The organism is Acinetobacter sp. 'aerobic (ED)', assembly GCF_904886855.1.
GTDB classification, from domain to species: domain Bacteria; phylum Pseudomonadota; class Gammaproteobacteria; order Pseudomonadales; family Moraxellaceae; genus Acinetobacter; species Acinetobacter courvalinii.
In genome coordinates, this window is record NZ_CAJHGI010000013.1 from 18,988 (window position 1) to 39,099 (window position 20,112).

Here is a 20,112-nt window from a genome sequence, read left to right on the forward strand (position 1 = left end):
TATGACGCAACATCAAACACATTCATCACAGCCCCTGCTTGAGGTCAGCAACCTCACCCGTGAGTTTCCGGCGGGTGAAGGTACTGTGCAGATTCTAAAAGGAATCGACCTCAAGATTTATGCAGGTGAACTGGTTGCAATTGTCGGGCAGTCCGGTTCAGGTAAGTCGACCCTGATGAATATTCTGGGCTGTCTGGATAAACCTACCGCAGGCAGCTATCAGGTCAATGGTCGTGAAACACGCCAGCTAGAGCCAGATGAACTGGCCCAATTACGCCGTGAATATTTTGGTTTTATTTTCCAGCGCTATCATTTACTGGGTGATTTAAGTGCCTCAGGTAACGTTGAAGTTCCTGCCATTTATGCAGGCGTCGACAGTCATCTGCGGCAGCAACGCTCTGCTGAATTGTTGTCTGAGCTAGGACTTGAAGAACGCTTACATCATCGACCAAGCCAGCTTTCAGGTGGTCAGCAGCAACGTGTCTCTATCGCCCGTGCCTTAATGAACGGCGGTGATGTGATTCTGGCCGATGAACCGACAGGCGCACTGGATAAGAACAGTGGTATTGAGGTAATGCGCATTTTGCGTGAGCTGAATGCCAAAGGTCATACCATTATTCTGGTCACACACGATCTGAATGTTGCGAAAAATGCCACCCGTATCATCGAGATTAGTGACGGTAATATTATTTCAGACCGTGCCAATGTGCCTGAACATGCCGATCAAGATTTAGAACATCAAACCCTGCAACGGACTCCACAGAAGAAAACCTCAGCCTGGCGTTCTTTCTTTGACCGTCTCGGTGAAGCATTCCGTATGGCCTTACTCGCCATGAATGCGCATCGGATGCGAACCTTCCTGACCATGCTCGGGATCATTATCGGGATTGCCTCAGTGGTCTCGGTTGTGGCGCTGGGTAACGGCTCACAAAAGCAGATTCTGGAAAATATCAGCAGTCTCGGGACCAATACCATCACCGTCTATCAAGGACGTGGTTTTGGTGATAACTCGCGGACCTCACAAGCCAAAACGCTGGTACCTGCCGATGCCGAAGCCTTGGCAGAACAGCCCTATGTGGATGGGGTCAGCCCGTCAGCCAATACCAGTCTGACGCTACGTTATAAAGATACTGAAGCTGCGGCGACTGTGAATGGGGTCAGCTCGGATTTCTTCTATGTCCGCGGTATGACCTTTAAATCTGGCCAGCCTTTTGATAAGGCCAGCGTGACCCAACGTGCACAAGATGTGGTGATTGACACCAACACGGAAAAAACCTTCTTTGCCGATGGTACCAACCCTGTCGGTCAGGTGCTGTTATTGGGCAGTGTACCCAGCCGTATTATTGGGGTGATTGATGCACAGCAAGGCTTTATGGGCAATTCAGACAGCCTGAACGTGTATCTGCCCTACTCGACAGTCATGAGCCGTATGCTGGGGCAATCCAATGTACGTAGCATCATCGTGCGTATTAAAGACGAATATCCAAGTAGTGCTGCCGAAAATGCAATCCTGACCTTACTGGAACAGCGTCACGGCGCACAGGATGTATTTACCCAGAACTCGGATAGTATTCGTGAAACTATTCAGCAAACCACAGCCACCATGACCTTGCTGATTTCAGCAATTGCGGTCATTTCTTTGGTGGTGGGTGGTATTGGCGTAATGAATATTATGCTGGTTTCTGTGACCGAACGGACCCAGGAAATCGGGGTACGTATGGCGGTCGGTGCGCGACAAAGCGATATTTTGCAGCAATTCCTGATCGAAGCGATTCTGGTGTGTTTATTGGGTGGTGTGCTGGGTGTACTGCTCTCTTTAGGGATTGGACAGATTATTGGTCACTTTGCCAAAGGCGTGATTGAAATGAGTTATTCAACCACCTCGATTGTGGCAGCGTTTGTCTGCTCAAGTCTGATTGGTATTGTATTTGGCTTCTTGCCAGCACGAAATGCGGCACAACTCGACCCGGTTGCGGCTTTAGCGAGAGAGTAAGGAATTTGAGTATGTCTTTTCAATTCACAAAATTAGGACTTGCACTGGTTCTTACCGGTTCTCTAGCGGGCTGTTCTGCGGTCGTCAAAACACCCTACAACGCCCCTGCCGTCCAAGTACCACAACAGTTCCAGTACGATGCACAAAAAAATAGACAGGTGAATCTGACCGATCAATGGTGGACCCTGTTTAATGACGCCCAGTTAAATCAACTGGTCGATCAGGTTCTGGCGAGAAACAGTGATTTAAGCGTGGCAGGCATCACCTTGAAACAGGCCCGCTTACAGGCAGATTTGACTGCAAATAAACAAGGCCTTCGTACCAGCTCTACCGTTTCCACTGGTCATAGTTATAACCTAAATTCAGGCGATGGTTCTGATCGTGGTTTATCGACGAGCGTTGGCGTTAGCTATGAGCTTGATTTATTTGGCAAGCTGGCCAGCCAAACCGAAGCCAGCCGCTGGGAAGCTTTAGCCACTGAACAAGATTTACAAGCGACTGCACAAAGTCTAGTGGGTACCACGGCGAAACTGTATTGGCAATTGGGCTATCTGAATGAACGTTATCAGACTGTTCAGCAAAATTTGGCCTCAACCCAAAAAACCTATTCATTAGTGCAGTCGCAATATAAGGCGGGTGCCGTGTCTGGTCTGGATCTGACTCAGGCAGAGCAATCGGTACAAAGCCAGAAAGCCAGCCTGAGCCAGATTGAACAACAATGTGTTGAAACCCGTACTGCCCTTGCGGTTTTACTGCATGAGCCCGTACAACAATTGAACATCAAGGAACCTGCACAATTACCGCGCAATGCTTTGCCAAGTATCGCTGTCGGCTTACCAGCGGATATTTTATCGCGCCGTCCAGATTTACAGGCCTCTGAATTACGTTTGCGTAAAACCTTAGCCACCAAAGATGCCACTAAAGCCAGCTACTATCCGTCGATTAACCTGACCGGAAGTCTCGGCTCTACCAGCACTTCCTTAACCCAACTGTTAAAGAATCCTGCTTTAACTTTGGGTGCGAGCTTAAGCCTACCTTTCCTGCAATATAACGATATGAAGAAAGATATTGCGATCAGTGATCTTGAGTATGAAAAAGCCATCACTCAATATCGCCAAACGCTGTATCAGGCCTTTGCCGATGTGGAAAATGCCTTATCCAATCGCACTCAACTGAATCAGCAGGTTCAACTGCAACAACGCAATGTCGAGCTGGCTGATAAAACTGAGCGCTTGACCGAAGTGCGTTATCGCAATGGAGCGATTGCCTTAAAGAACTTATTGGATGCGCAGGAAACCACACGTAATGCACGACTGAGTTTGGTTGAAACCAAGCAGAATCAATACAATGCCTATGTGACCTTGATGCAAGCGCTTGGCGGTAGTCCTGTAAAAGAACTACCTGAAAAATAGCACATGAGTTGCTATTGTTTACTCGCTTAAAGTTTTTAGCTCATTTTTAATGAGCTGAGAGCTTTTGATTTTACTCATAAAATTTATGCATTGACGTAAATCTTGCTGTTTTATATGCTGATCAAAATATAATTACACCGGATAAGCACAAAATTGGTTATATGGCATTTTCATTTTGGTTATGCGGTAAATTTGCTGTGTAACTATAGTTAAATGCAAAGGAATCTCAGCTCCATGGAACAAATAGATTTTCATACCCTTGATGATGCTCAGAAGAAATTTATGTTAGGGGTTGCTTTGAGTAACAAAGGGACGTGCGTTTCAGTTTCTGAAGGTATGTGCGGAGAGATTTATGTTTTTGATCAAGGTGAAAATGTATCACCTCGATATGTATGTGCAAAAATACCGAAACCTCTTAAAAACGTTTCCATTCAGGAAACGAATAAAAGATTTGTTAATGAACTAAAGAATCAGCTTTCATATAACCACCAGATGTTTGTTCATTGGGCGTTTGATTTCACTGAGGTTATTGGAAACCCTGTAGCACTATTTCGTTATTGGGGAGGAGACCTTGAGAGGGCCATACGAAAGTCTGAAATTTCTAGCGTGACCGAAAAGCTTTCAATAATGGTTTATGTTTGCAGTGGCTTGAGCCACTGCTATGAGAGCGGTCTAATAGCTCATCAAGATTTGAAGCCAGCCAATATTTTTCTAAGGGAAGTAAAAAGCGAATTTTGTGGTTTACCTGATCTGGATATCTATAACTTGGCATTAATCGCTGATTTTGGTCTAGCAAATGCTTTTCGAGACTCTTCCATCTTTGGTGGTTCACGGCCTTATATGGCTCCAGAACAGTGGAGTGAATCAGAGCTTTCACCTAAAACGGATGTATTTGCGCTGGGGGTCATTCTTTATGAGCTTATGAGTGGTGGCTTCCATCCGGTTGGCATAAAGCTAAATGATTATTGGCCTCGACCCGTTGAGGGTAATAGTAAAAAGTGGACTAAGGCTGATGCTTGGAAAAAATGGGCTACGACCGCAAGTATAACTTTTGAGGGTATTCCACCGATAGAGCCTGAGGTCCAATCACTTATTCATGACATGCTCTCAGTTAACGCCGCTAATAGACCATCTATTGAGGAGGTTAAGATATCATTACTCGATATTATTAAACGTGAATCACCAGAAAGCTTTGTTCAGTTAGAATTTCTTGTCAATTATTTTGAACAAATGGCATCTACAGAACCTTTAAAAGATAGATGGCCATCTTTGTGGGAAAGATGGAGGCAATTTCAAACAAAATTTGAAAAGTGCATTTAACAAATTGCTGCACGCGGATAAATTACTCGCTACGCTCGCAATTTACTGGTTAGCAAAGCGTTATAGTTTAAAGAACCCACCCTCCTTAAAAAAACAAAGCCGCTATAAAAGCGGCTTTATCAAATAATTTAGAGCAATCTAATTATTCATCATCCATCATTGACTGGCTCATACCAACCGTATTAAAGCCACCATCAACATACATGATTTCGCCTGTAATACCTGAAGCCCATGGTGAGCACAGGAACAATGCAGCATTGCCCACTTCTTCAATAGTCACATTACGTTTGAGTGGCGCAATCTTTTCATTGGCGTCTAACATTTTACGGAAAGACTTGATGCCTGATGCAGCCAAAGTACGAATTGGACCTGCAGAAATTGCATTCACACGAATACCGTCTACACCCAAGCTTGATGCTAAATAACGAACACCCGCTTCAAGTGATGCTTTAGCCATCCCCATCACGTTATAGTTCGGCATCACACGCTCTGAACCTTGGTAAGTTAAAGTCAATAAACAACCTTGGCGCGCTTGTAATAATGGTTTAGCCGCACGCGCCATCGCGATAAAGCTATAAGCACTAATGTCATGTGCAATTTTAAAACCGTCACGGTCGGTTACGTCAGTAAAGTCACCATCAAGCGTATGCGCTGGCGCAAAACCAATTGAATGTACTACACCATCCAGACCATCCCAGTGTTTTGCCAACTCGACAAAAGCATTGTCAATTTCTGCGTCAACAGCAACATCACAAGGGAAAACCAAAGTTGAACCAAACTGTGCAGCGAAGTCATCGACACGTTTTTTCAGCTTTTCATTTGGATAAGTAAACGCAAGCTCAGCACCTTCACGATGTAACGCTGCAGCAATACCGTAAGCAATCGATAATTTACTTGCAATACCGGCAATTAAAAAACGTTTACCAGCTAAAAGTCCTTGTGACATCTTATTCTCACTCGAAAAATTTTCACCACATGATGCCAAGATTCCAGCGCTTGCGGAATTGCATAATCCATCTTTTTTACAATGTTGCATAAAAAAATCGCCTTCATGTGAAGACGATTTATATTTTCACTTCAATCAGAACTTAATCATCACCACGAAGCAGACTCAATAAACGCAGGAATGAGTAATACATCCACACCAGTGTCGCCAATAAGGCAATGGCACAGATCCATTCAAATGCTTTGGGTGCACGTTGTGCAGCTGCCGTTTCAATCAGGTCAAAGTCCAGAATCAGGTTTAAAGAAGCAATCACCGCAACAAAAGCTGCAAAACCGATTCCCAACCAGTTACTTTCAAAGATATAAGGAATGCTCGAACCAAAGGCCAAACGCAAAATGATTTGCACCACAAATACCAAGGCAATCGCAATTGATGCCGAAATCACAACCGCCTTAAACTTTTCAGTGGCACGAATGATCTGAAATTTATATAAGGCAAACAGCACCAAAGTGGTGACGAATGTTGCCAATAAGGCCTGTAACGGAACACCAGGATATTTCAACTGGAAAATAAACGATACACCACCTAGAAAAGCCCCTTCAAACAAGGCATAAGGAATCGCTAAAGCCGGCGCGGTATTGCTTTTAAATGTGGTCACCAGTGCCAGAATGAAACCACCAATTGCACCAATAATCGTTGCAGCGTAGGCAACCGACAAATTCGCGGTCACCGCACAGTAGAAAAATAAGCCCATCCCTAAAACAGCAGCAATCACTGTTAACAGGACAGATTTTTGTATCGCACCCTGAATGGTCATTGGCGTAGCCAAATCTTGATAGGTTTCTACCCGCGTTAAAATGGGGTTAGTACTTTGCATGTACGCTCTCTTTTTTTATAGTTTGCTATTAAAACCCGAGTTTAAGCGATTTTTTGATCAAGCCCAAATATTTTTAGCGTATTAAAAAAGGAGCCTAAGCTCCTTGTATGTATCACTCAATCATCGATTACTTATCGTGATTCATGATAAAAAAGTATTCGCGGTAGTATTTTAATTCTGCGATCGAATCACGGATGTCATCCATTGCCAAATGCGACGCATTTTTCTTTAAACCGCTCATAATCTCGGGTCTCCAGCGTTTCGCCAGTTCTTTTACCGAAGATACGTCCAGATTACGATAATGGAAGAATTGTTCCAGTTCAGGCATCAAACGATGCAGGAAACGGCGGTCTTGGCAAATGGAGTTACCGCACATCGGGGAAGATTTTGGATTGACCCATTTTTTCAAAAATTCGAGTGTTTGCTGTTCCGCATCTTGTGCAGTCAGTTTACTACGGCGAACACGCTCGATCAGGCCTGACTGACCATGTTGCTTGGTATTCCACTCATCCATTGCATTTAGAATCAGATCAGATTGATGTACCGCTAAAACAGGCCCTTCAGCCAAGATATTTAAATGATCATCTGTAATAATTGTTGCAATTTCAATGATCTTGTCATTATCGGTATCAAGACCGGTCATTTCCAGATCGATCCAAATTAATCGTGTATCAGGGGTGCTGCTCATGGATGGCAATTCTAAAGTGCTTAAAAACATCAATAGTAGCAAATTAATTACATCTTGGCTGTAATTCTATAGCGGCTTCATGCTATTTTTGCGGTCTTCAAAGTGTGGATTTTTTGGGATATGAATGGCTTTAATTCGTAAGCGTCGTTTAACCGAACAACAGCAGCGTCGTATTGAGAAACAGCATAAATCGCGTCAGGACGACATTGACACGTCACAAGATTTAGATGGACTGGTTGTTCAGCATTATGGTCGTCAACTCGAAGTACAAGCCTTGTCTGTGCCTGAACAGCATCCTGAAAAACCGCAAGTGGCCGAGGGTGAGCCGGAACCGTTCTGGAAACCGATTGAACTGGACAGCATCTGGCGTTGCCATACCCGTACCAACCTCGAATTACTGGTTACAGGCGATCGGGTGAAATGGCAAGCCGATCCGATTACAGGTTTGGGTATTATCACTGCGATTTATCCAAGACAATCTTTACTGACCCGCCCCGACCGTTATCACAAGGTCAAACCGGTTGCTGCCAATATCAGCCTGATCGTGATTGTGTTCGCGCCTTTACCCGAGCCCGCACCGACCTTGATCGACCGCTATCTGGTGGCCTGTGCCGATGCCAATATTCCAGCGCTGCTGGTACTGAATAAATCGGACTTGCTGACTGAAGATGATCCGATTCTGACCCTGCTCAGTGAATATGAAGCATTAGGCTATGAAACTCTGATTTGCCAATCACGTGGCGACCTGTCGGCATTATCTGCACGTTTGGACAATGAAACTGTTGCGTTCGTTGGACAGTCGGGTGTCGGTAAAAGCTCATTGATCAATACCATCGTTCCTGATGCCGCACAGAAAACCAATGTGATTTCAGAAAACTCGGCACTCGGTCAACACACCACCACTTCGACCCGTTTGATCAAATTTGGAACAAACGGTGCGCTCATTGATTCTCCGGGAATCCGTGAGTTTGGACTATGGCACCTCAGTCCGGAAAAGGTGCGTACCGGTTTTCCAGAGATAGAAACGCATCTGGGACTTTGCCAGTTCCGGAATTGCACCCATACCCATGAGAAAAATTGCGCACTGAAACAAGCGGTTGAGGCGGGTGAAATTTTGCCAAGACGCCTGGACAGTTATCTGCGTTTAATGGACGAAATTCAGGAAGCTCAGCAAAAAAGTTAATTTTGTTGGGCTTTGCCCCTTGAACTAACATTTTTGATCACCATAGAGATAAGTTATACTCAGGATCAATTTTGTATTTTAATTTTAGGTGACTTGTGGAACGCTGGTTAGAGTTTATGGGGAATCACCCCTTCTTGTTTGGTACGCTCGGCGTGTTAATCGTGTTGTTCTTTATTTTGGAAGGACAACGCAATGGTCGTAAAATTTCACCACAATCACTCGGTATCTTGGTCAAGGCAAAAAATGCCATCTTGATCGACTTACGTGATGGAAAAGATTTCCGCGATGGTCACATCAGCGGTAGCCGTAACATTCCATATAGCCAGATCACCAGTCATGTTGATGAATTAAAAGCAAGTGATCGTCCATTGGTCTTCATTTGTAACTTAGGGCAAGTTGCCGGTTCAGCACTACAAAAAGTAGGTCACGCTGACAGCTACCGTCTAGACGGTGGGATTAGCAACTGGAAAGCGCAAGGCTTACCTTTAGTTAAAAGCAAAACCAAAGCTTAAGGAGAGATAACATGACAACACCAAACGTCACCATCTATTCAACCCTTTCTTGCCCGTACTGTGTCCGTGCAAAACAATTACTTGAGCGTAAAGGTGTTGCTTTTAAAGAAATTAATCTTTCCAATGAAGCACCAGAAGTTCGTATGGAATTGATGCAACGTACCAATCACCGTACAGTGCCACAAATTTTTATTAAAGATCAGTTTATCGGTGGTTTTGATCAACTTTATGCTTTAGAGCGTGAAGGTAAACTCGACCAATTATTGGCTTAACAGCATATCTATTAGCTTAACAACACATCCGAGATTTAAGGAAAAACAATGAGCGAAGAACAAGTTCAACCACAACTCGCGTTAGAACGTATTTATACCAAAGACATTTCTTTTGAAGTTCCTGGTGCACAAGTATTTACCAAGCAATGGCAACCAGAACTCAACATCAATTTATCTTCTGCTGCAGAAAAAATTGATCCAACACACTATGAAGTGTCTTTAAAAGTTGTGGTTCAAGCGAACAACGAAAATGAAACTGCGTTCATCGTTGATGTAACTCAATCAGGTATCTTCCTGGTCGATGGTGTTGAAGAAGACCGTCTTCCATACATCCTGGGTGCGTACTGCCCGAATATCCTGTTCCCGTTCTTACGCGAAGCGGTCAATGATTTGGTGACAAAGGGTAGCTTCCCGCAATTGCTTCTTACACCAATCAACTTTGATGCTGAATTTGAAGCAAATATGCAACGTCTCCAAGCGGATGCAGACGCGCAAGGTCAAGCATAAGTCATTCTCTCCATATTCCTCTTCATAAAAGAAGAGGAACGCCTCCCTTTTTAAAAGGAAGGTTGGGAGGGATTAGCTGCAAAAGGACTGATTTCTCAGTCCTTTTTTTATGCTTAAGCCACAATGGTTCTAAAGGTCAGATTAATCCGTGCGGTACTGACTTTTTTGGTCGGTGGCAAGCGGTGCAACCAATAACTCTGAGTGGTATCTTTCATCACCAATAAACTGCCATGCTCTAAATAGAGCTCGACTTTTTCCTTGCTCTGTTTATGTTTAAAAGCAAATTTCCGCTCTGCGCCAAAGCTCAAAGACGCAATTGCACCATCTTTTTTGAGATCCGTTTCCGCATCACTATGCCAAGCCATCCCTTCTTCACCATGATGATAAAGATTCAGCAAACAAGAATTAAAGGTCTCACCAGTTAACGCTTCGACCAGTTGTTTTAGTTCAACTAATTCCTGTGTCCACGGCAAGGCATATTTATTCATATTAGAATAGGTATATTCAAAGCGCCGGTCTCCATACCACGCTACTTTGCGTTTAGTCGTCAGTAATTTTCCAAAGATCAGCGCCTGATCATTTTCCCAGGCAATACTATGTAGCAGCGTTTCAAAATAATGATCTGCCAGCGCGGTCTGCAGCACTTTGCCATAGTACTGTACCGTGCCATCATAGGGTAAATGATTCAGTTCAGGATCAGCTTCAATATCAAATAGTTGCATCTTTCCACTTCTTATAGGCTTGTCGCATACAATGTCCACAAGGACGATAGCCTTGTGCTATCGCTTCATCTTCATTCAAGAAAAATACCCGATTGTTTTTCAGCATGCGCTTCCCCGAGGCACAGGTCAACCGGCCATAAATTTTAAGCTGTGCATTGCCTGCAAATACAATCTGTTGCTGTTTCAGTTTCTGATGTAACACGGTCTGTGTTAATTCAAGATGTCGCCACATCAACCTAACTCACTGCATCATGGAAAATAATCCCGAGGCTATAACGCTGACCGTGCAGCACCGGACTGACCCCGTGCTTGATATTGACCCGATAATAGCCCTGACTGCCTTTTTCTGGCTTAAATTGCGTGGTGAAAATTAACAGATCGCCTTGCTGTGGCTGCATCACCATGGCTTTGGATTGAGCTCTCGGGCTTTGTTGGGTAAAGACCAGTTCTCCTCCTGTAAAATCCCGATTCGGCTGACTCAGTACAATCACCAGTTGTAAAGGAAAATACACCTCACCATATAAATCCTGATGAAGTGTATTGAAGCCGCCCTGCTCATATTTCAAAATCAGAGGCGTTGCCAGCGTTTGCCCCTGTTGATGACACCACTGTAAAAACTCAGCATGTGAAGCCGGGAATGTTTGCGCTATCTTCAGTACCTTAAACCATGCATTGGCAATGGGCACCAGATGGGAATAAACCTCATGACGTAGTTGTTCAATCAGATTGGGCAACGGATAAGTAAAATATTTATATTCACCTCGACCAAAACGATAGCGTTGCATGTCCACCGTTTTACGATACAGCTCCGCTTGCGGATACAACTGTTGCAGCAGTTCGCACTGTTCGGTCGATAACACCTGCTCAATCAAGGCAAATCCCTGATGGTGGATTTGCTCTGTGATCCGCTCCCAATCCGCAGCCTGAATCTTATCGATCACCGTCTGGATCTGCTCTTGTTCAGATTGCGGCATGGCTTTGCACACCTTCCCAGCCAATCATCACTGTTTTCCGCACGCTCCCCCACTCATAGCCGCCAAACAGGCCACTGGACTGAATTACCCGATGACAGGGAATCAGGAATGCCACAGGATTACTGCCTATCGCAGTACCTACTGCCCGTGCTGCTTTGGGATGTTCAATCGCCTTGGCCAACTCACCATAGGTAGAGAGCTGTCCCATTGGAATTTTGAGCAGGCTTTGCCACACTTTAAGCTGAAATTCAGTACCTTTTAAATGCAGTTTAATTTCTGCTAGTTGAGGTTGATCTTTTTGAAACAAAGCCAAAGCACTTTGCTGAAAGGCATCAACCTGTTCAATAAACATCGCTTGAGGAAATTGCATCTTTAACTGGGCTAAAGCATTCACCCGATCATCGACAAAACTGAGTGCACAAATACCTTTATGGGTAGATGCAATCAGCACTTCACCAAACAAGGTCTCTGCAAATTGATAGTGGATGGTCAGACTCTGGCCACCATGTTTATATTCGGCCGGCGTCATGCCTTCAATCTGGATAAACAGATCATGCAAGCGACTGGTACTGGACAGTCCTGTGGCAAAGGTGGCATCAAAAATACTGCCCTGTTCCTGTTTCAAAATCCGTTTGGCATGTTCAAGACTAATATACTGTAAAAACTTTTTAGGACTGGTGCCGACCCAATCGGTAAATAAACGCTGAAAATGGGCAGGACTTAAATGAATGTGCGCAGCCACTTCATCCAGTTGTGGTTGTTGCTGAAAGTTCTGCTGGATGTACTGAATCGCTTGGGCAATACGCTCATAATTACGTTGTTGTGAGGACATATCATCACCTCTCATCATTCTTGTTTTCACTGTAGCAACTTTGCCACCCAGTGAAAATCTGAATCATGCTCAGTCTCAACCCGGTCGTTTTACGGTCTCAAATTCCAATAAAAAAGCTGCACTTGTTTAAGCACAGCCCTATCAGGTTATTCCCCGTCACTGATCGATCAGTGGGTGTAATACTTATGCCCCTGATCACGTAATTCCGCAATCTTTTTACCCTGTTTTTTGGCTTCATCCAGTTTACCGGCTTGTACCAGTAATTTGGCCTTATCAATTTCCCCGACAATCTGGTCAAATAACGCTGTTGAAGCAGGAACTTTCGCCTGTGTATTTGCAGCCAGATTATATTGTTTCGAATGTACCGCAGCAGTACGCATATTATTTAACGCGGCTGTGGCAGCCTGTGGCGTTGCAGCTTGGTTAAACGCTTTGTAATTTTTGCCCAGCGTCTTCATGTCATCTTCTAAACCCGCAGCCATTGCCGTATGGCTGAATGCAAAAGCGGACAACATCACAACGGTGGCTAAAGTTTTTTTAATCATCAGGATATCCTATCAAAAACTGTGGCTATGCTTTATTTGTCATATGCAAAAACTTTGTCGCTAACATCCAGGGTACAAAGCACATTGCTGATTTAGCATACATAAAAAATGCAACGAAATCGTTGCATTTTAATAAAAAAGATTGCTTCCCTCGTTTATAAACGACGGCGTAAAGCATCAGCAATAGATTCAACCAGTTGCTGTGAAATCTCCTGTTTCGATGCTTTTTCCAGCTCACGCTTTTTCATATGATAAGACTGGGCAAAGAACACAGTCATGGCATTTTGATCTGAAGCAAAACCGATGTCAGGACGTGATACATCATTACAGGCAATCATATCCAGTTTTTTCGCCACCAGTTTACCTGCCGCATATTCTTCTACATTTTGCGTTTCAGCGGCAAAGCCGACCATAAATGGACGCTCCTCCTGCTGGGCAATGGTCGCCACAATATCCGGGTTTTTCACTAATGCGACCGCAAGTTCATCACCTGCTTTTTTAATCTTATGTTCTGCAACCTGTGCCACACGATAGTCCGCTACAGCTGCCGTTGCAATGAAGATGTCACACCCTTCTTTCAACTGGTTCATGCTGACATCCAGCATCTGCATGGCTGAACTGACATTAATGCGTTGTACACCATTCGGCGTATCCAAGCTGACCGGACCTGCAACCAACGTCACTTTTGCCCCTGCAGCATAGCAGGCAGCTGCCAGTGCAAAGCCCATTTTACCGGTACTATGGTTTGAAATATAACGCACAGGATCAATCGCTTCACGGGTCGGCCCTGCAGTAATCGTGACGCGCTTTCCAGCCAGCAGGCCAAATTTTTCAGCGAGCGCACGTTGTGCCTTATGGAAATAGGCCGCAACCTGACGGGCCAAATCTTCAGGCTCAGGCATACGGCCCAGCCCCACGTCACCACAGGCCTGTTCACCGGCATCTGGCATGATCACATGCACGCCATCTTCCACCAGCGTTTGCAAATTGCGTTGTGTCGCTTTCGCCGCCCACATCTGCTGGTTCATGGCTGGTGCCACCCAGACCGGGGCTTTGGTTGCCAGATAGAGCGTACTGAGCAAGTCATCCGCCAAACCATTGGCAAATTTTGCAATGCTGTCACAGCTGGCAGGTGCAACCAGAACCAGATCGGCCCAACGAGCCAATTCAATATGTCCCATACCGGCTTCGGCTTCAGGATCAAGCAGTTCGGTATGCACCGGATTTCCAGACAGCGCCTGAAAAGTAAGAGGAGTAATAAATGCTTGCGCGCCATGTGTCATGACCACACGGACATCAAAACCGAAATCTTTTAAACGGCGGACCAAGATGGCACTTTTATAGGCAGCAATACCACCCGTAACCGCTAATATAATGTTTTTATGGGGAATAACACTTAGATCGAAGCTCACAAACAGGATACCTTACTGTTGCAGTGGCGCTCACAATAGCATTAAATAAGTGGATACCCAAGTGGCACCCTCAACATTTCAGTGGAACTGGCGGTAGAGAATATTATTGGTCTGGCAAAAATCAAAAGGCCACGCATAGCACTTCTTTTTGCCTAAAAAAATAATAATCACAATAAAATCAAAGGGAAAAACAAGCATTGAATCAATCGATAAAAACCTGGCCCGAGCAAGAACGTCCTAGAGAACGACTTTTATCTCAAGGTGCACAAAGCTTATCTGATGCCGAACTGTTGGCGATTTTTCTTCGTTCGGGCTCGAAACAGCACTCTGCGGTGGAGTTGGCGCGTATTTTGATTCAACACTTTGGCGGACTTAACTTGATATTTGATGCCAATCTTGAGGACTTATCACAATTTAATGGCATTGCTGCGACCAAGTACGCCCAGCTCATGGCAGTCAAAGAGCTGGGCCGACGTTATCTGAATAATCATTTCCATCAGCAACGACTTTGTCTGGATACCTCTACGCTGGTGCTCGACTATTTACGTTATGAACTGTTGGGAGAAAAGCAGGAGGTCTTTGCGGTACTCTGCCTTGATGCAGAGCTGAGAAAATTGCATTTCAAAAAACTGTTTTTTGGCTCGCATCATTCCTGCACTGTTTCACTCAACCAGACCTTACGCTATGCCTTACAACAGCAAGCCTGCCAGATCGTGGTGGCCCATAATCACCCCTATGGAATTGCCCAACCTTCACCCGAAGATATTTATCTGACCCAGCAGTTAAAACAGGCCTGTAAACTGCTGGAAATCCACCTAATCGATCACTTTATTATTTCGCCTGAAGGACATTTTTCCTTTTCTGAACAACAACTACTCAACCCTGCTCCAATCAGGCAATCTGGTCTTGACAAAGCCTGAATCTGGCCTGAACATCAATACATAAAATTAATGATTCATATAACATGATTGTCCGTGACCAGCCGAGTATTTTTAAAGTTTTATTCTCATGGCGTGGGACGATTCTACCCAAAATTTTACCTTCACTCGGCTTCGTGATGCTGATCTCTGCCATTATTGGCGGTGTTGAATATGTGGGCCTTTACCGTTTCCCTGAAATTCCATTGGTTGGCTTTACCCTGATCGGTGTGGTCCTGTCGATTTTTCTGGGCTTCAAGAATACCGCCTGTTATGACCGTTGGTGGGAAGCCCGTAAACTCTGGGGAGTTCTGATTGCCACGGCCCGTCATTTTGATCGGGACTGTCGTGTTCTAACCCAAGCCCGCCGGGAACGTATCATTCAAAATGTGATTGTGTTTGCCAATGTTTTACGTGACCGTTTGCGCCATCAAACCGCAAATCCGACCGAATTGACGGAAACCAGCGGCTTGAGCCAACAGGCGCTGACCCAGCTTTACCAACAGCACAATGCCCCGCAATACACGCTGAGCCTGATCCAGTGGGAACTGTTACAGGCCATGAAAGAGGGCGAAATCTCGGATATTATCTATACCCAGATGAACCGTCATGTGGCGGCTTTAAGCGAAATGCAAACCGGTTGTGACCGTATTGCCAACACGCCAATTCCCTTCGCCTATTCAGTGTTGCTGAATCGAACCGTGTATTTCTTCTGCTTTATGTTACCTTTCAGCTTAGGTTCCTTATTAGGTTTGGCCACTCCCTTACTGGTGGGAATTCTGGCTTATACCTTTCTTGGTCTGGATGCCTTAAGTACTGAAATTGAAGAACCTTTTGGCACACAAAGTAACGACCTACCGCTTGATGCCATGGTTCGCTCGATTGAGATCGAATTACTCGGCACTTTGGGCCGCCCGACGCCACCGCCAATTCAGGCCCAAGATCATAACCTGCTTTAATTTCAATGCCCTCCAATGAGGGCATTTTTATTCGGATGATAAATCAAACGCTTAACCAAACTGTGAGGGTACCAGAGACTTGAAGCGCTCCGTGAACTGCCCATTCCAGTACGGATAATAAGGATAAGGTGGATAAATCGCACTGGCCTGATCTAACTGCGCCCGATGCTCAGTCGATAACTGAAGATCTTTTGCTTTGAGGTTTTCTTGCAGTTGCGTCTGATTACGCGCACCAATCAAGACACTGGAAACGGTTGGACGCTGTAACAACCAGTTCAAGGCAATTTGAGGAATGGAATAACCTGTTTCGATTGCAATCTGTTTAAGTGCATCAATGACCTGATAAAGATGTGTCTCATTCACAGGCGGGGCAAACTGTGCCGTCTCATGCAAACGGCTCTGGGCCGGAATCGGATTTTCCCGATCAAATTTACCGGTTAAGCGTCCCCAGCCCAAAGGGCTCCACACCACTGCCCCGATCTGTTGATCGTCATTCAAAGGCATCAGCTCCCACTCATAATCACGGCCAATTAAGGAATAATAGACCTGATTGACCACAAATTTCTCATAACCATATTGTTCTGCAATGGCCTGAGCTTTCATCAGTTGCCAGCCAGCAAAATTGGACACGCCGATATAACGGACTTTACCACTGCGTACCAGTTCATCCAGCGTTTTCATCAATTGATGTAATGCGGTAAAACTATCAAACTGATGCAATTGCAATACATCAATATAATCGGTTCCGAGTCGGGTCAGCGATTGCTCTACGGCGGAAAGTAAATAGTCCCGACTCAACCCTGCAGCATTCAAATGCGCCGAGCTACGAATACCCACCTTGGTCGAAATAATTGCCTGCTGTCTTTTCGAGGCCAAAGCCTTGCCAAGCATGCGCTCCGACTCGCCATCGGAATAGACATCTGCGGTATCAAAGTAATTGATCCCGGCATCCAGAGCCGCCTGAATCATGTGATTGGCCTCGGTTTGGCTGGCTTGCCCCCAGGCAGAAAAAATTTGTCCCTGCCCGCCTAAAGTGCCTGCGCCAAATCCTAATTCCGAGACTTTTAACCCTGAGTTTCCTAAAAAATGATATTTCATGATGCTTCTCTTAAACCTGTAGTTGCTTAAGAGCTAAAATAGCGCTAGGGGTTTATTAAAAAAACCACGATAATCAGGAAATACTTTTCTGGTTTTATTGATAATGAATACAGAAGATTTCCAGTTTTTTATTCGGGTTGCAGACTTGGGCTCGATCAGCAAAGCCGCGCAAGATGCCAATATTTCCGTGTCTGTCGCCAGCCAGAAACTGCAACGCCTGGAACAACAGCTACAATTGCGTTTATTTCACCGTACCACTCGCACACTCAGCTTGACAGAAGAAGGCCGTACCTTGCTGACGCATGGGCGTAGCTGGCTGGCTGATTTTGTCAATTTACATGAATCATTAAAAGTCAAAGATCATATCCTTTCCGGGACATTGCGCATGACCGCTTCCGCAATCTTTGGGACCAAGATCTTAATGCCTGTGATTGCCAAATTCGCGCTGTTACATCCTGAACTAAACATTCATCTGGACCTGAATGATCAAAACATTGATTTAATTCAACAAGGCATGGATCTGGCGATTCGGATCGGACAGTTACAAAGCTCCAGTCTGATTGCCAGACAATTAAGCTCAAATCCAAGGTTACTGTGTGCGTCACCTGCTTACCTGCAACAATATGGGACTCCAGAAAGCTTATCTGATCTCAAAGCTCATCGCTGTATTTTGCAACAGCATGCCAATGGCTTAACCGACCAGTGGTATTTTCTGAATAAAGCGGGTGAAACTGAACAGATCCGTGTCGAAGGTTACTTTAGTAGCAATTCGGGTGAAGCCATTCGACAGGCTGCCTTACAGGGCTTAGGCATTTCCAATCATTCGCTCTGGCATGTTGCGGAAGATTTAAATACCGGCAAACTGGTCCAGGTGCTGCCTGATTTTCCCGTACAAGCCACTGCAATCTATGCCGTGTTTCCGCATCGGGACTTGGTACCGCCGAAGGTGCAATGCTTTTTAGATTATTTAAGCGATTACTTCCAGCAACACGCTAATTGGTAAATTAAAATCTAAGTTGATTTAAAGTCCTGCAAAACCATGAAACATCCATTGAATGCTCCATAAAACAACGATGAAACAAAGTTGTAATTTTTTCATTGATCCACTTATCGAAAACGTTCCCAAATTCCGCTCTGTCCTTGATTGACTCGCGGCGTTTGTCCCAGTTTAATCCACGGCATATTGTCGCCATGAAAATCACTGCCAATTGAAACCGCCAGATTAAATTGCTGAATCATCCGGTCAACCATCTGTCGGGTTGAAGCGGGTTCTATTGCAGGCGGTAACTCAACCGCGTCACCTCCAGATTCAGCGAACAGTTCAATCAGGTAACGGATATTGGTTGCCGACAAATCATAACGGGTTGGGTGAGCCAGAACAGCCAACCCGCCACTGGCATGAATAATCTCGATGGTTTCTTTCAGCCCCACCCCTTCGAATTTGACAAAGGCTTTCTTGCCTTCTTTCAGGAAACGGTCAAATGCCTGCTGCGGACGACTCACAATATTCTTTTCGACTAAGGCTTTGGCAATATGGGTGCGAGTCACCCGATCTGCCTCCCCATCCACTTGGGCAATCACATCAGGATAAATATCAAAATCGATACATTTTTCTAAGAGCTGACAAATCACTTTGGCCCGTTCAGCACGGATTTTTTTCTGATTTTCCAGCATGGCCCTGATGGGTGCTTCATCTTGCATATTTAAAGCCACGATATGCACACCGTAACTCTTTTTGGTATTGGGTCTCGACCACTGACTGGAAACTTCTACGCCAGAAATAATTTGAATATCATGATCTTGTGCATAATTTTGCGCCCGTTCCAGCCCATCCATGGTGTCATGGTCAGTCACGGCCAGTATCTGTATTTTTAAGTCAACAGCAGCCTGTACCAGCTGCTCAGGAGAGAAGGTACCGTCGGAAATGAGCGTATGGGTATGTAAATCGACACCGAACATGGTTTGTATTATGCTATCTGACCTATTTCATCATCGTACTGTAACATGAAAGCGTTGCTCGACTATCTTCCGATTATTATCTTCTTTTATTTTTATAAAACCACCGATCCTAAAGATAGTCATCATCCCTTGTTGCAGTTGGTGGGCAGCGCAGGAAATACCGACCAGAACCATATTCTGGTGGCGACCTGTGCCCTGCTGATCTCGACGCTTGTGGTCTATGGCTGCCTGTTCTTTTTCCAGAAATTCAAACTGGAAAAAATGCAGTGGTTTATTGTGCTTATGTCGGTCATTTTTGGAGGCATCACGCTGATTTTTAGCGATGTCACCTACATCAAAATGAAGGCAATTATTATCAATATCGGGATTGGTCTGGGCTTTTTAGTGACGCCTTTATTTAATAAAGAACGCATGCCAATTATCCAGAAACTGTTAGGTTCAATGTTAGAACTGAGCCCTAGAGGCTGGATCAAATTGAACTGGGCCTGGTGCGGTCAATTCTTTTTGCTTGCTGCTTTGCATTTCTTCTTTGGTTTTGTCTATATGCAAGGAAAATATTGGGGCGAATTCACAGCTTTTGGCGATATTATCGTTTCTCTGAGTTACCTTGCTGCTATACTGTTTTTCTTACGAAAACATTTCAAAACCACTGAATAGATTTTAAATCATCGAGCTACTGCCATGCCATATTTTGTGCTGACCTGTACTGATCGCGAAGGTACTCTGGAAAAACGTTTAGCCACCCGTCCGCAACATATTGAACGTCTACAAAAGTTAGATGATGAAGGTCGTTTAATTGCTGCTGGTGCACACCCTAAAGATCCCAATGATCCACAGGCAGGCTTTTTAGGCAGCACCATGATTGTTGAATTTGAGAGTCGCGAAGCACTGGATGCCTGGATTCAGGAAGAGCCATTTTTAAAAGAAGGGATCTACTCAGATATTGAGGTTAGACCGTTCAACAAAGCTTTTCCAAAAGGGTAA

The 20,112-nt window shown here is 44.8% G+C and carries 23 protein-coding genes; 12 read left to right on the top strand and 11 right to left on the bottom strand.

Features of this window, described 5'->3' with window-relative positions:
• Position 1: 1 nt before the first annotated feature.
• The 3 genes from JO943_RS17990 to JO943_RS18000 all read left to right on the top strand — a co-directional run bounded on the left by JO943_RS17990 (position 2) and on the right by JO943_RS18000 (position 4,725).
• Positions 2-1,993 (top strand): MacB family efflux pump subunit, encoded by a 1,992-nt coding sequence (locus JO943_RS17990; RefSeq protein WP_202741452.1) that lies wholly within the window; start codon positions 2-4, stop codon positions 1,991-1,993.
• An 11-nt stretch (positions 1,994-2,004) separates the two neighbouring features.
• Positions 2,005-3,405: an efflux transporter outer membrane subunit gene (locus JO943_RS17995; RefSeq protein WP_202741453.1), complete on the top strand. Its 1,401-nt coding sequence runs from the start codon at positions 2,005-2,007 to the stop codon at positions 3,403-3,405.
• A 234-nt stretch (positions 3,406-3,639) separates the two neighbouring features.
• Positions 3,640-4,725 carry a protein kinase domain-containing protein gene (locus tag JO943_RS18000; protein ID WP_202741454.1) on the top strand — a complete coding sequence of 362 codons (1,086 nt, stop codon included), beginning with the start codon at positions 3,640-3,642 and terminating at the stop codon, positions 4,723-4,725.
• 142 nt (positions 4,726-4,867) lie between these two features.
• Here the strand turns inward: JO943_RS18000 and JO943_RS18005 are convergent, their stop codons facing one another.
• The 3 genes from JO943_RS18005 to orn all read right to left on the bottom strand — a co-directional run bounded on the left by JO943_RS18005 (position 4,868) and on the right by orn (position 7,236).
• A complete protein-coding gene (locus JO943_RS18005) occupies positions 4,868-5,671 on the bottom strand; it encodes an enoyl-ACP reductase (RefSeq protein WP_202741455.1) in 804 nt (267 codons plus the stop codon).
• 142 nt (positions 5,672-5,813) lie between these two features.
• The gene (locus JO943_RS18010) at positions 5,814-6,548 is read right to left on the bottom strand and encodes a Bax inhibitor-1/YccA family membrane protein (protein WP_202741456.1); all 735 of its coding nucleotides are present in this window, start codon (positions 6,546-6,548) and stop codon (positions 5,814-5,816) included.
• Positions 6,549-6,675: 127 nt separating this feature from the next.
• Complete coding sequence (gene orn, locus JO943_RS18015) at positions 6,676-7,236, bottom strand: oligoribonuclease (RefSeq protein ID WP_032876378.1); 561 nt, start codon at positions 7,234-7,236, stop codon at positions 6,676-6,678.
• A 124-nt stretch (positions 7,237-7,360) separates the two neighbouring features.
• Between orn and rsgA the strand changes: the two genes are divergently transcribed.
• The 4 genes from rsgA to secB all read left to right on the top strand — a co-directional run bounded on the left by rsgA (position 7,361) and on the right by secB (position 9,710).
• Positions 7,361-8,419, top strand: coding sequence for a ribosome small subunit-dependent GTPase A (gene rsgA, locus JO943_RS18020; RefSeq protein ID WP_202741457.1), 1,059 nt, complete (start codon positions 7,361-7,363; stop codon positions 8,417-8,419).
• Positions 8,420-8,514: 95 nt separating this feature from the next.
• Positions 8,515-8,931, top strand: coding sequence for a rhodanese-like domain-containing protein (locus JO943_RS18025; protein WP_004655885.1), 417 nt, complete (start codon positions 8,515-8,517; stop codon positions 8,929-8,931).
• 11 nt (positions 8,932-8,942) lie between these two features.
• Complete coding sequence (gene grxC, locus JO943_RS18030) at positions 8,943-9,203, top strand: glutaredoxin 3 (protein WP_005228588.1); 261 nt, start codon at positions 8,943-8,945, stop codon at positions 9,201-9,203.
• A gap of 48 nt (positions 9,204-9,251) precedes the next feature.
• Positions 9,252-9,710, top strand: coding sequence for a protein-export chaperone SecB (secB, locus tag JO943_RS18035; protein WP_004655889.1), 459 nt, complete (start codon positions 9,252-9,254; stop codon positions 9,708-9,710).
• Positions 9,711-9,823: 113 nt separating this feature from the next.
• Here the strand turns inward: secB and JO943_RS18040 are convergent, their stop codons facing one another.
• The 6 genes from JO943_RS18040 to coaBC all read right to left on the bottom strand — a co-directional run bounded on the left by JO943_RS18040 (position 9,824) and on the right by coaBC (position 14,195).
• Entirely contained in the window at positions 9,824-10,432 is a 609-nt protein-coding gene (locus tag JO943_RS18040) for an alpha-ketoglutarate-dependent dioxygenase AlkB family protein (RefSeq protein WP_032876384.1), read from the bottom strand.
• Complete coding sequence (locus tag JO943_RS18045) at positions 10,419-10,664, bottom strand: Ada metal-binding domain-containing protein (protein WP_005283246.1); 246 nt, start codon at positions 10,662-10,664, stop codon at positions 10,419-10,421. Before JO943_RS18045 ends, JO943_RS18040 begins: the two co-directional genes overlap by 14 nt.
• Before the next feature lie 4 nt (positions 10,665-10,668).
• Entirely contained in the window at positions 10,669-11,406 is a 738-nt protein-coding gene (locus JO943_RS18050; protein ID WP_202741458.1) for a 2OG-Fe(II) oxygenase, read from the bottom strand.
• Positions 11,393-12,238: a methylated-DNA--[protein]-cysteine S-methyltransferase gene (locus JO943_RS18055; RefSeq protein ID WP_032876390.1), complete on the bottom strand. Its 846-nt coding sequence runs from the start codon at positions 12,236-12,238 to the stop codon at positions 11,393-11,395. The genes JO943_RS18050 and JO943_RS18055 overlap by 14 nt, the downstream gene beginning before the upstream one ends.
• Before the next feature lie 167 nt (positions 12,239-12,405).
• Positions 12,406-12,783: a cytochrome b562 gene (locus JO943_RS18060; RefSeq protein WP_202741459.1), complete on the bottom strand. Its 378-nt coding sequence runs from the start codon at positions 12,781-12,783 to the stop codon at positions 12,406-12,408.
• Between the two features lie 155 nt (positions 12,784-12,938).
• The gene (gene coaBC / locus JO943_RS18065; RefSeq protein WP_009506095.1) at positions 12,939-14,195 is read right to left on the bottom strand and encodes a bifunctional phosphopantothenoylcysteine decarboxylase/phosphopantothenate--cysteine ligase CoaBC; all 1,257 of its coding nucleotides are present in this window, start codon (positions 14,193-14,195) and stop codon (positions 12,939-12,941) included.
• 197 nt (positions 14,196-14,392) lie between these two features.
• On the opposite strand from coaBC, the gene radC reads away from it, so the two are divergent.
• Positions 14,393-15,115: a RadC family protein gene (gene radC / locus JO943_RS18070; RefSeq protein WP_005283232.1), complete on the top strand. Its 723-nt coding sequence runs from the start codon at positions 14,393-14,395 to the stop codon at positions 15,113-15,115.
• A gap of 44 nt (positions 15,116-15,159) precedes the next feature.
• Positions 15,160-16,071 (top strand): bestrophin family protein, encoded by a 912-nt coding sequence (locus JO943_RS18075; protein ID WP_005228572.1) that lies wholly within the window; start codon positions 15,160-15,162, stop codon positions 16,069-16,071.
• A 51-nt stretch (positions 16,072-16,122) separates the two neighbouring features.
• Here JO943_RS18075 and JO943_RS18080 read toward each other — a convergent pair whose 3' ends face one another.
• The gene (locus JO943_RS18080) at positions 16,123-17,169 is read right to left on the bottom strand and encodes an aldo/keto reductase (protein ID WP_202741460.1); all 1,047 of its coding nucleotides are present in this window, start codon (positions 17,167-17,169) and stop codon (positions 16,123-16,125) included.
• 103 nt (positions 17,170-17,272) lie between these two features.
• Here JO943_RS18080 and JO943_RS18085 point away from each other — a divergent pair, with 103 nt between their 5' ends.
• Positions 17,273-18,172 carry a LysR family transcriptional regulator gene (locus tag JO943_RS18085; RefSeq protein WP_202741461.1) on the top strand — a complete coding sequence of 300 codons (900 nt, stop codon included), beginning with the start codon at positions 17,273-17,275 and terminating at the stop codon, positions 18,170-18,172.
• 104 nt (positions 18,173-18,276) lie between these two features.
• Here JO943_RS18085 and JO943_RS18090 read toward each other — a convergent pair whose 3' ends face one another.
• On the bottom strand, positions 18,277-19,128 hold the full coding sequence (locus JO943_RS18090; RefSeq protein ID WP_150956237.1) for a PHP domain-containing protein: 852 nt from the start codon (positions 19,126-19,128) through the stop codon (positions 18,277-18,279).
• Between the two features lie 45 nt (positions 19,129-19,173).
• Here JO943_RS18090 and JO943_RS18095 point away from each other — a divergent pair, with 45 nt between their 5' ends.
• On the top strand, positions 19,174-19,785 hold the full coding sequence (locus JO943_RS18095; RefSeq protein ID WP_005228564.1) for a septation protein IspZ: 612 nt from the start codon (positions 19,174-19,176) through the stop codon (positions 19,783-19,785).
• A gap of 24 nt (positions 19,786-19,809) precedes the next feature.
• Complete coding sequence (locus tag JO943_RS18100) at positions 19,810-20,112, top strand: YciI family protein (RefSeq protein ID WP_202741462.1); 303 nt, start codon at positions 19,810-19,812, stop codon at positions 20,110-20,112.

Excerpts from the sequence above, each read along its gene's own strand:
- JO943_RS17990 (WP_202741452.1), top strand. The coding sequence starts at position 2 with ATGACGCAACATCAAACACATTCATCACAGCCCCTGCTTGAGGTCAGC.
- JO943_RS17995 (WP_202741453.1), top strand. The coding sequence starts at position 2,005 with ATGTCTTTTCAATTCACAAAATTAGGACTTGCACTGGTTCTTACCGGT.
- JO943_RS18000 (WP_202741454.1), top strand. The coding sequence starts at position 3,640 with ATGGAACAAATAGATTTTCATACCCTTGATGATGCTCAGAAGAAATTT.
- JO943_RS18005 (WP_202741455.1), bottom strand. The coding sequence starts at position 5,671 with ATGTCACAAGGACTTTTAGCTGGTAAACGTTTTTTAATTGCCGGTATT.
- JO943_RS18010 (WP_202741456.1), bottom strand. The coding sequence starts at position 6,548 with ATGCAAAGTACTAACCCCATTTTAACGCGGGTAGAAACCTATCAAGAT.
- orn (WP_032876378.1), bottom strand. The coding sequence starts at position 7,236 with ATGAGCAGCACCCCTGATACACGATTAATTTGGATCGATCTGGAAATG.
- rsgA (WP_202741457.1), top strand. The coding sequence starts at position 7,361 with ATGGCTTTAATTCGTAAGCGTCGTTTAACCGAACAACAGCAGCGTCGT.
- grxC (WP_005228588.1), top strand. The coding sequence starts at position 8,943 with ATGACAACACCAAACGTCACCATCTATTCAACCCTTTCTTGCCCGTAC.
- secB (WP_004655889.1), top strand. The coding sequence starts at position 9,252 with ATGAGCGAAGAACAAGTTCAACCACAACTCGCGTTAGAACGTATTTAT.
- JO943_RS18040 (WP_032876384.1), bottom strand. The coding sequence starts at position 10,432 with ATGCAACTATTTGATATTGAAGCTGATCCTGAACTGAATCATTTACCC.
- JO943_RS18045 (WP_005283246.1), bottom strand. The coding sequence starts at position 10,664 with ATGTGGCGACATCTTGAATTAACACAGACCGTGTTACATCAGAAACTG.
- JO943_RS18050 (WP_202741458.1), bottom strand. The coding sequence starts at position 11,406 with ATGCCGCAATCTGAACAAGAGCAGATCCAGACGGTGATCGATAAGATT.
- JO943_RS18055 (WP_032876390.1), bottom strand. The coding sequence starts at position 12,238 with ATGTCCTCACAACAACGTAATTATGAGCGTATTGCCCAAGCGATTCAG.
- JO943_RS18060 (WP_202741459.1), bottom strand. The coding sequence starts at position 12,783 with ATGATTAAAAAAACTTTAGCCACCGTTGTGATGTTGTCCGCTTTTGCA.
- JO943_RS18075 (WP_005228572.1), top strand. The coding sequence starts at position 15,160 with ATGATTGTCCGTGACCAGCCGAGTATTTTTAAAGTTTTATTCTCATGG.
- JO943_RS18080 (WP_202741460.1), bottom strand. The coding sequence starts at position 17,169 with ATGAAATATCATTTTTTAGGAAACTCAGGGTTAAAAGTCTCGGAATTA.
- JO943_RS18085 (WP_202741461.1), top strand. The coding sequence starts at position 17,273 with ATGAATACAGAAGATTTCCAGTTTTTTATTCGGGTTGCAGACTTGGGC.
- JO943_RS18090 (WP_150956237.1), bottom strand. The coding sequence starts at position 19,128 with ATGTTCGGTGTCGATTTACATACCCATACGCTCATTTCCGACGGTACC.
- JO943_RS18095 (WP_005228564.1), top strand. The coding sequence starts at position 19,174 with ATGAAAGCGTTGCTCGACTATCTTCCGATTATTATCTTCTTTTATTTT.
- JO943_RS18100 (WP_202741462.1), top strand. The coding sequence starts at position 19,810 with ATGCCATATTTTGTGCTGACCTGTACTGATCGCGAAGGTACTCTGGAA.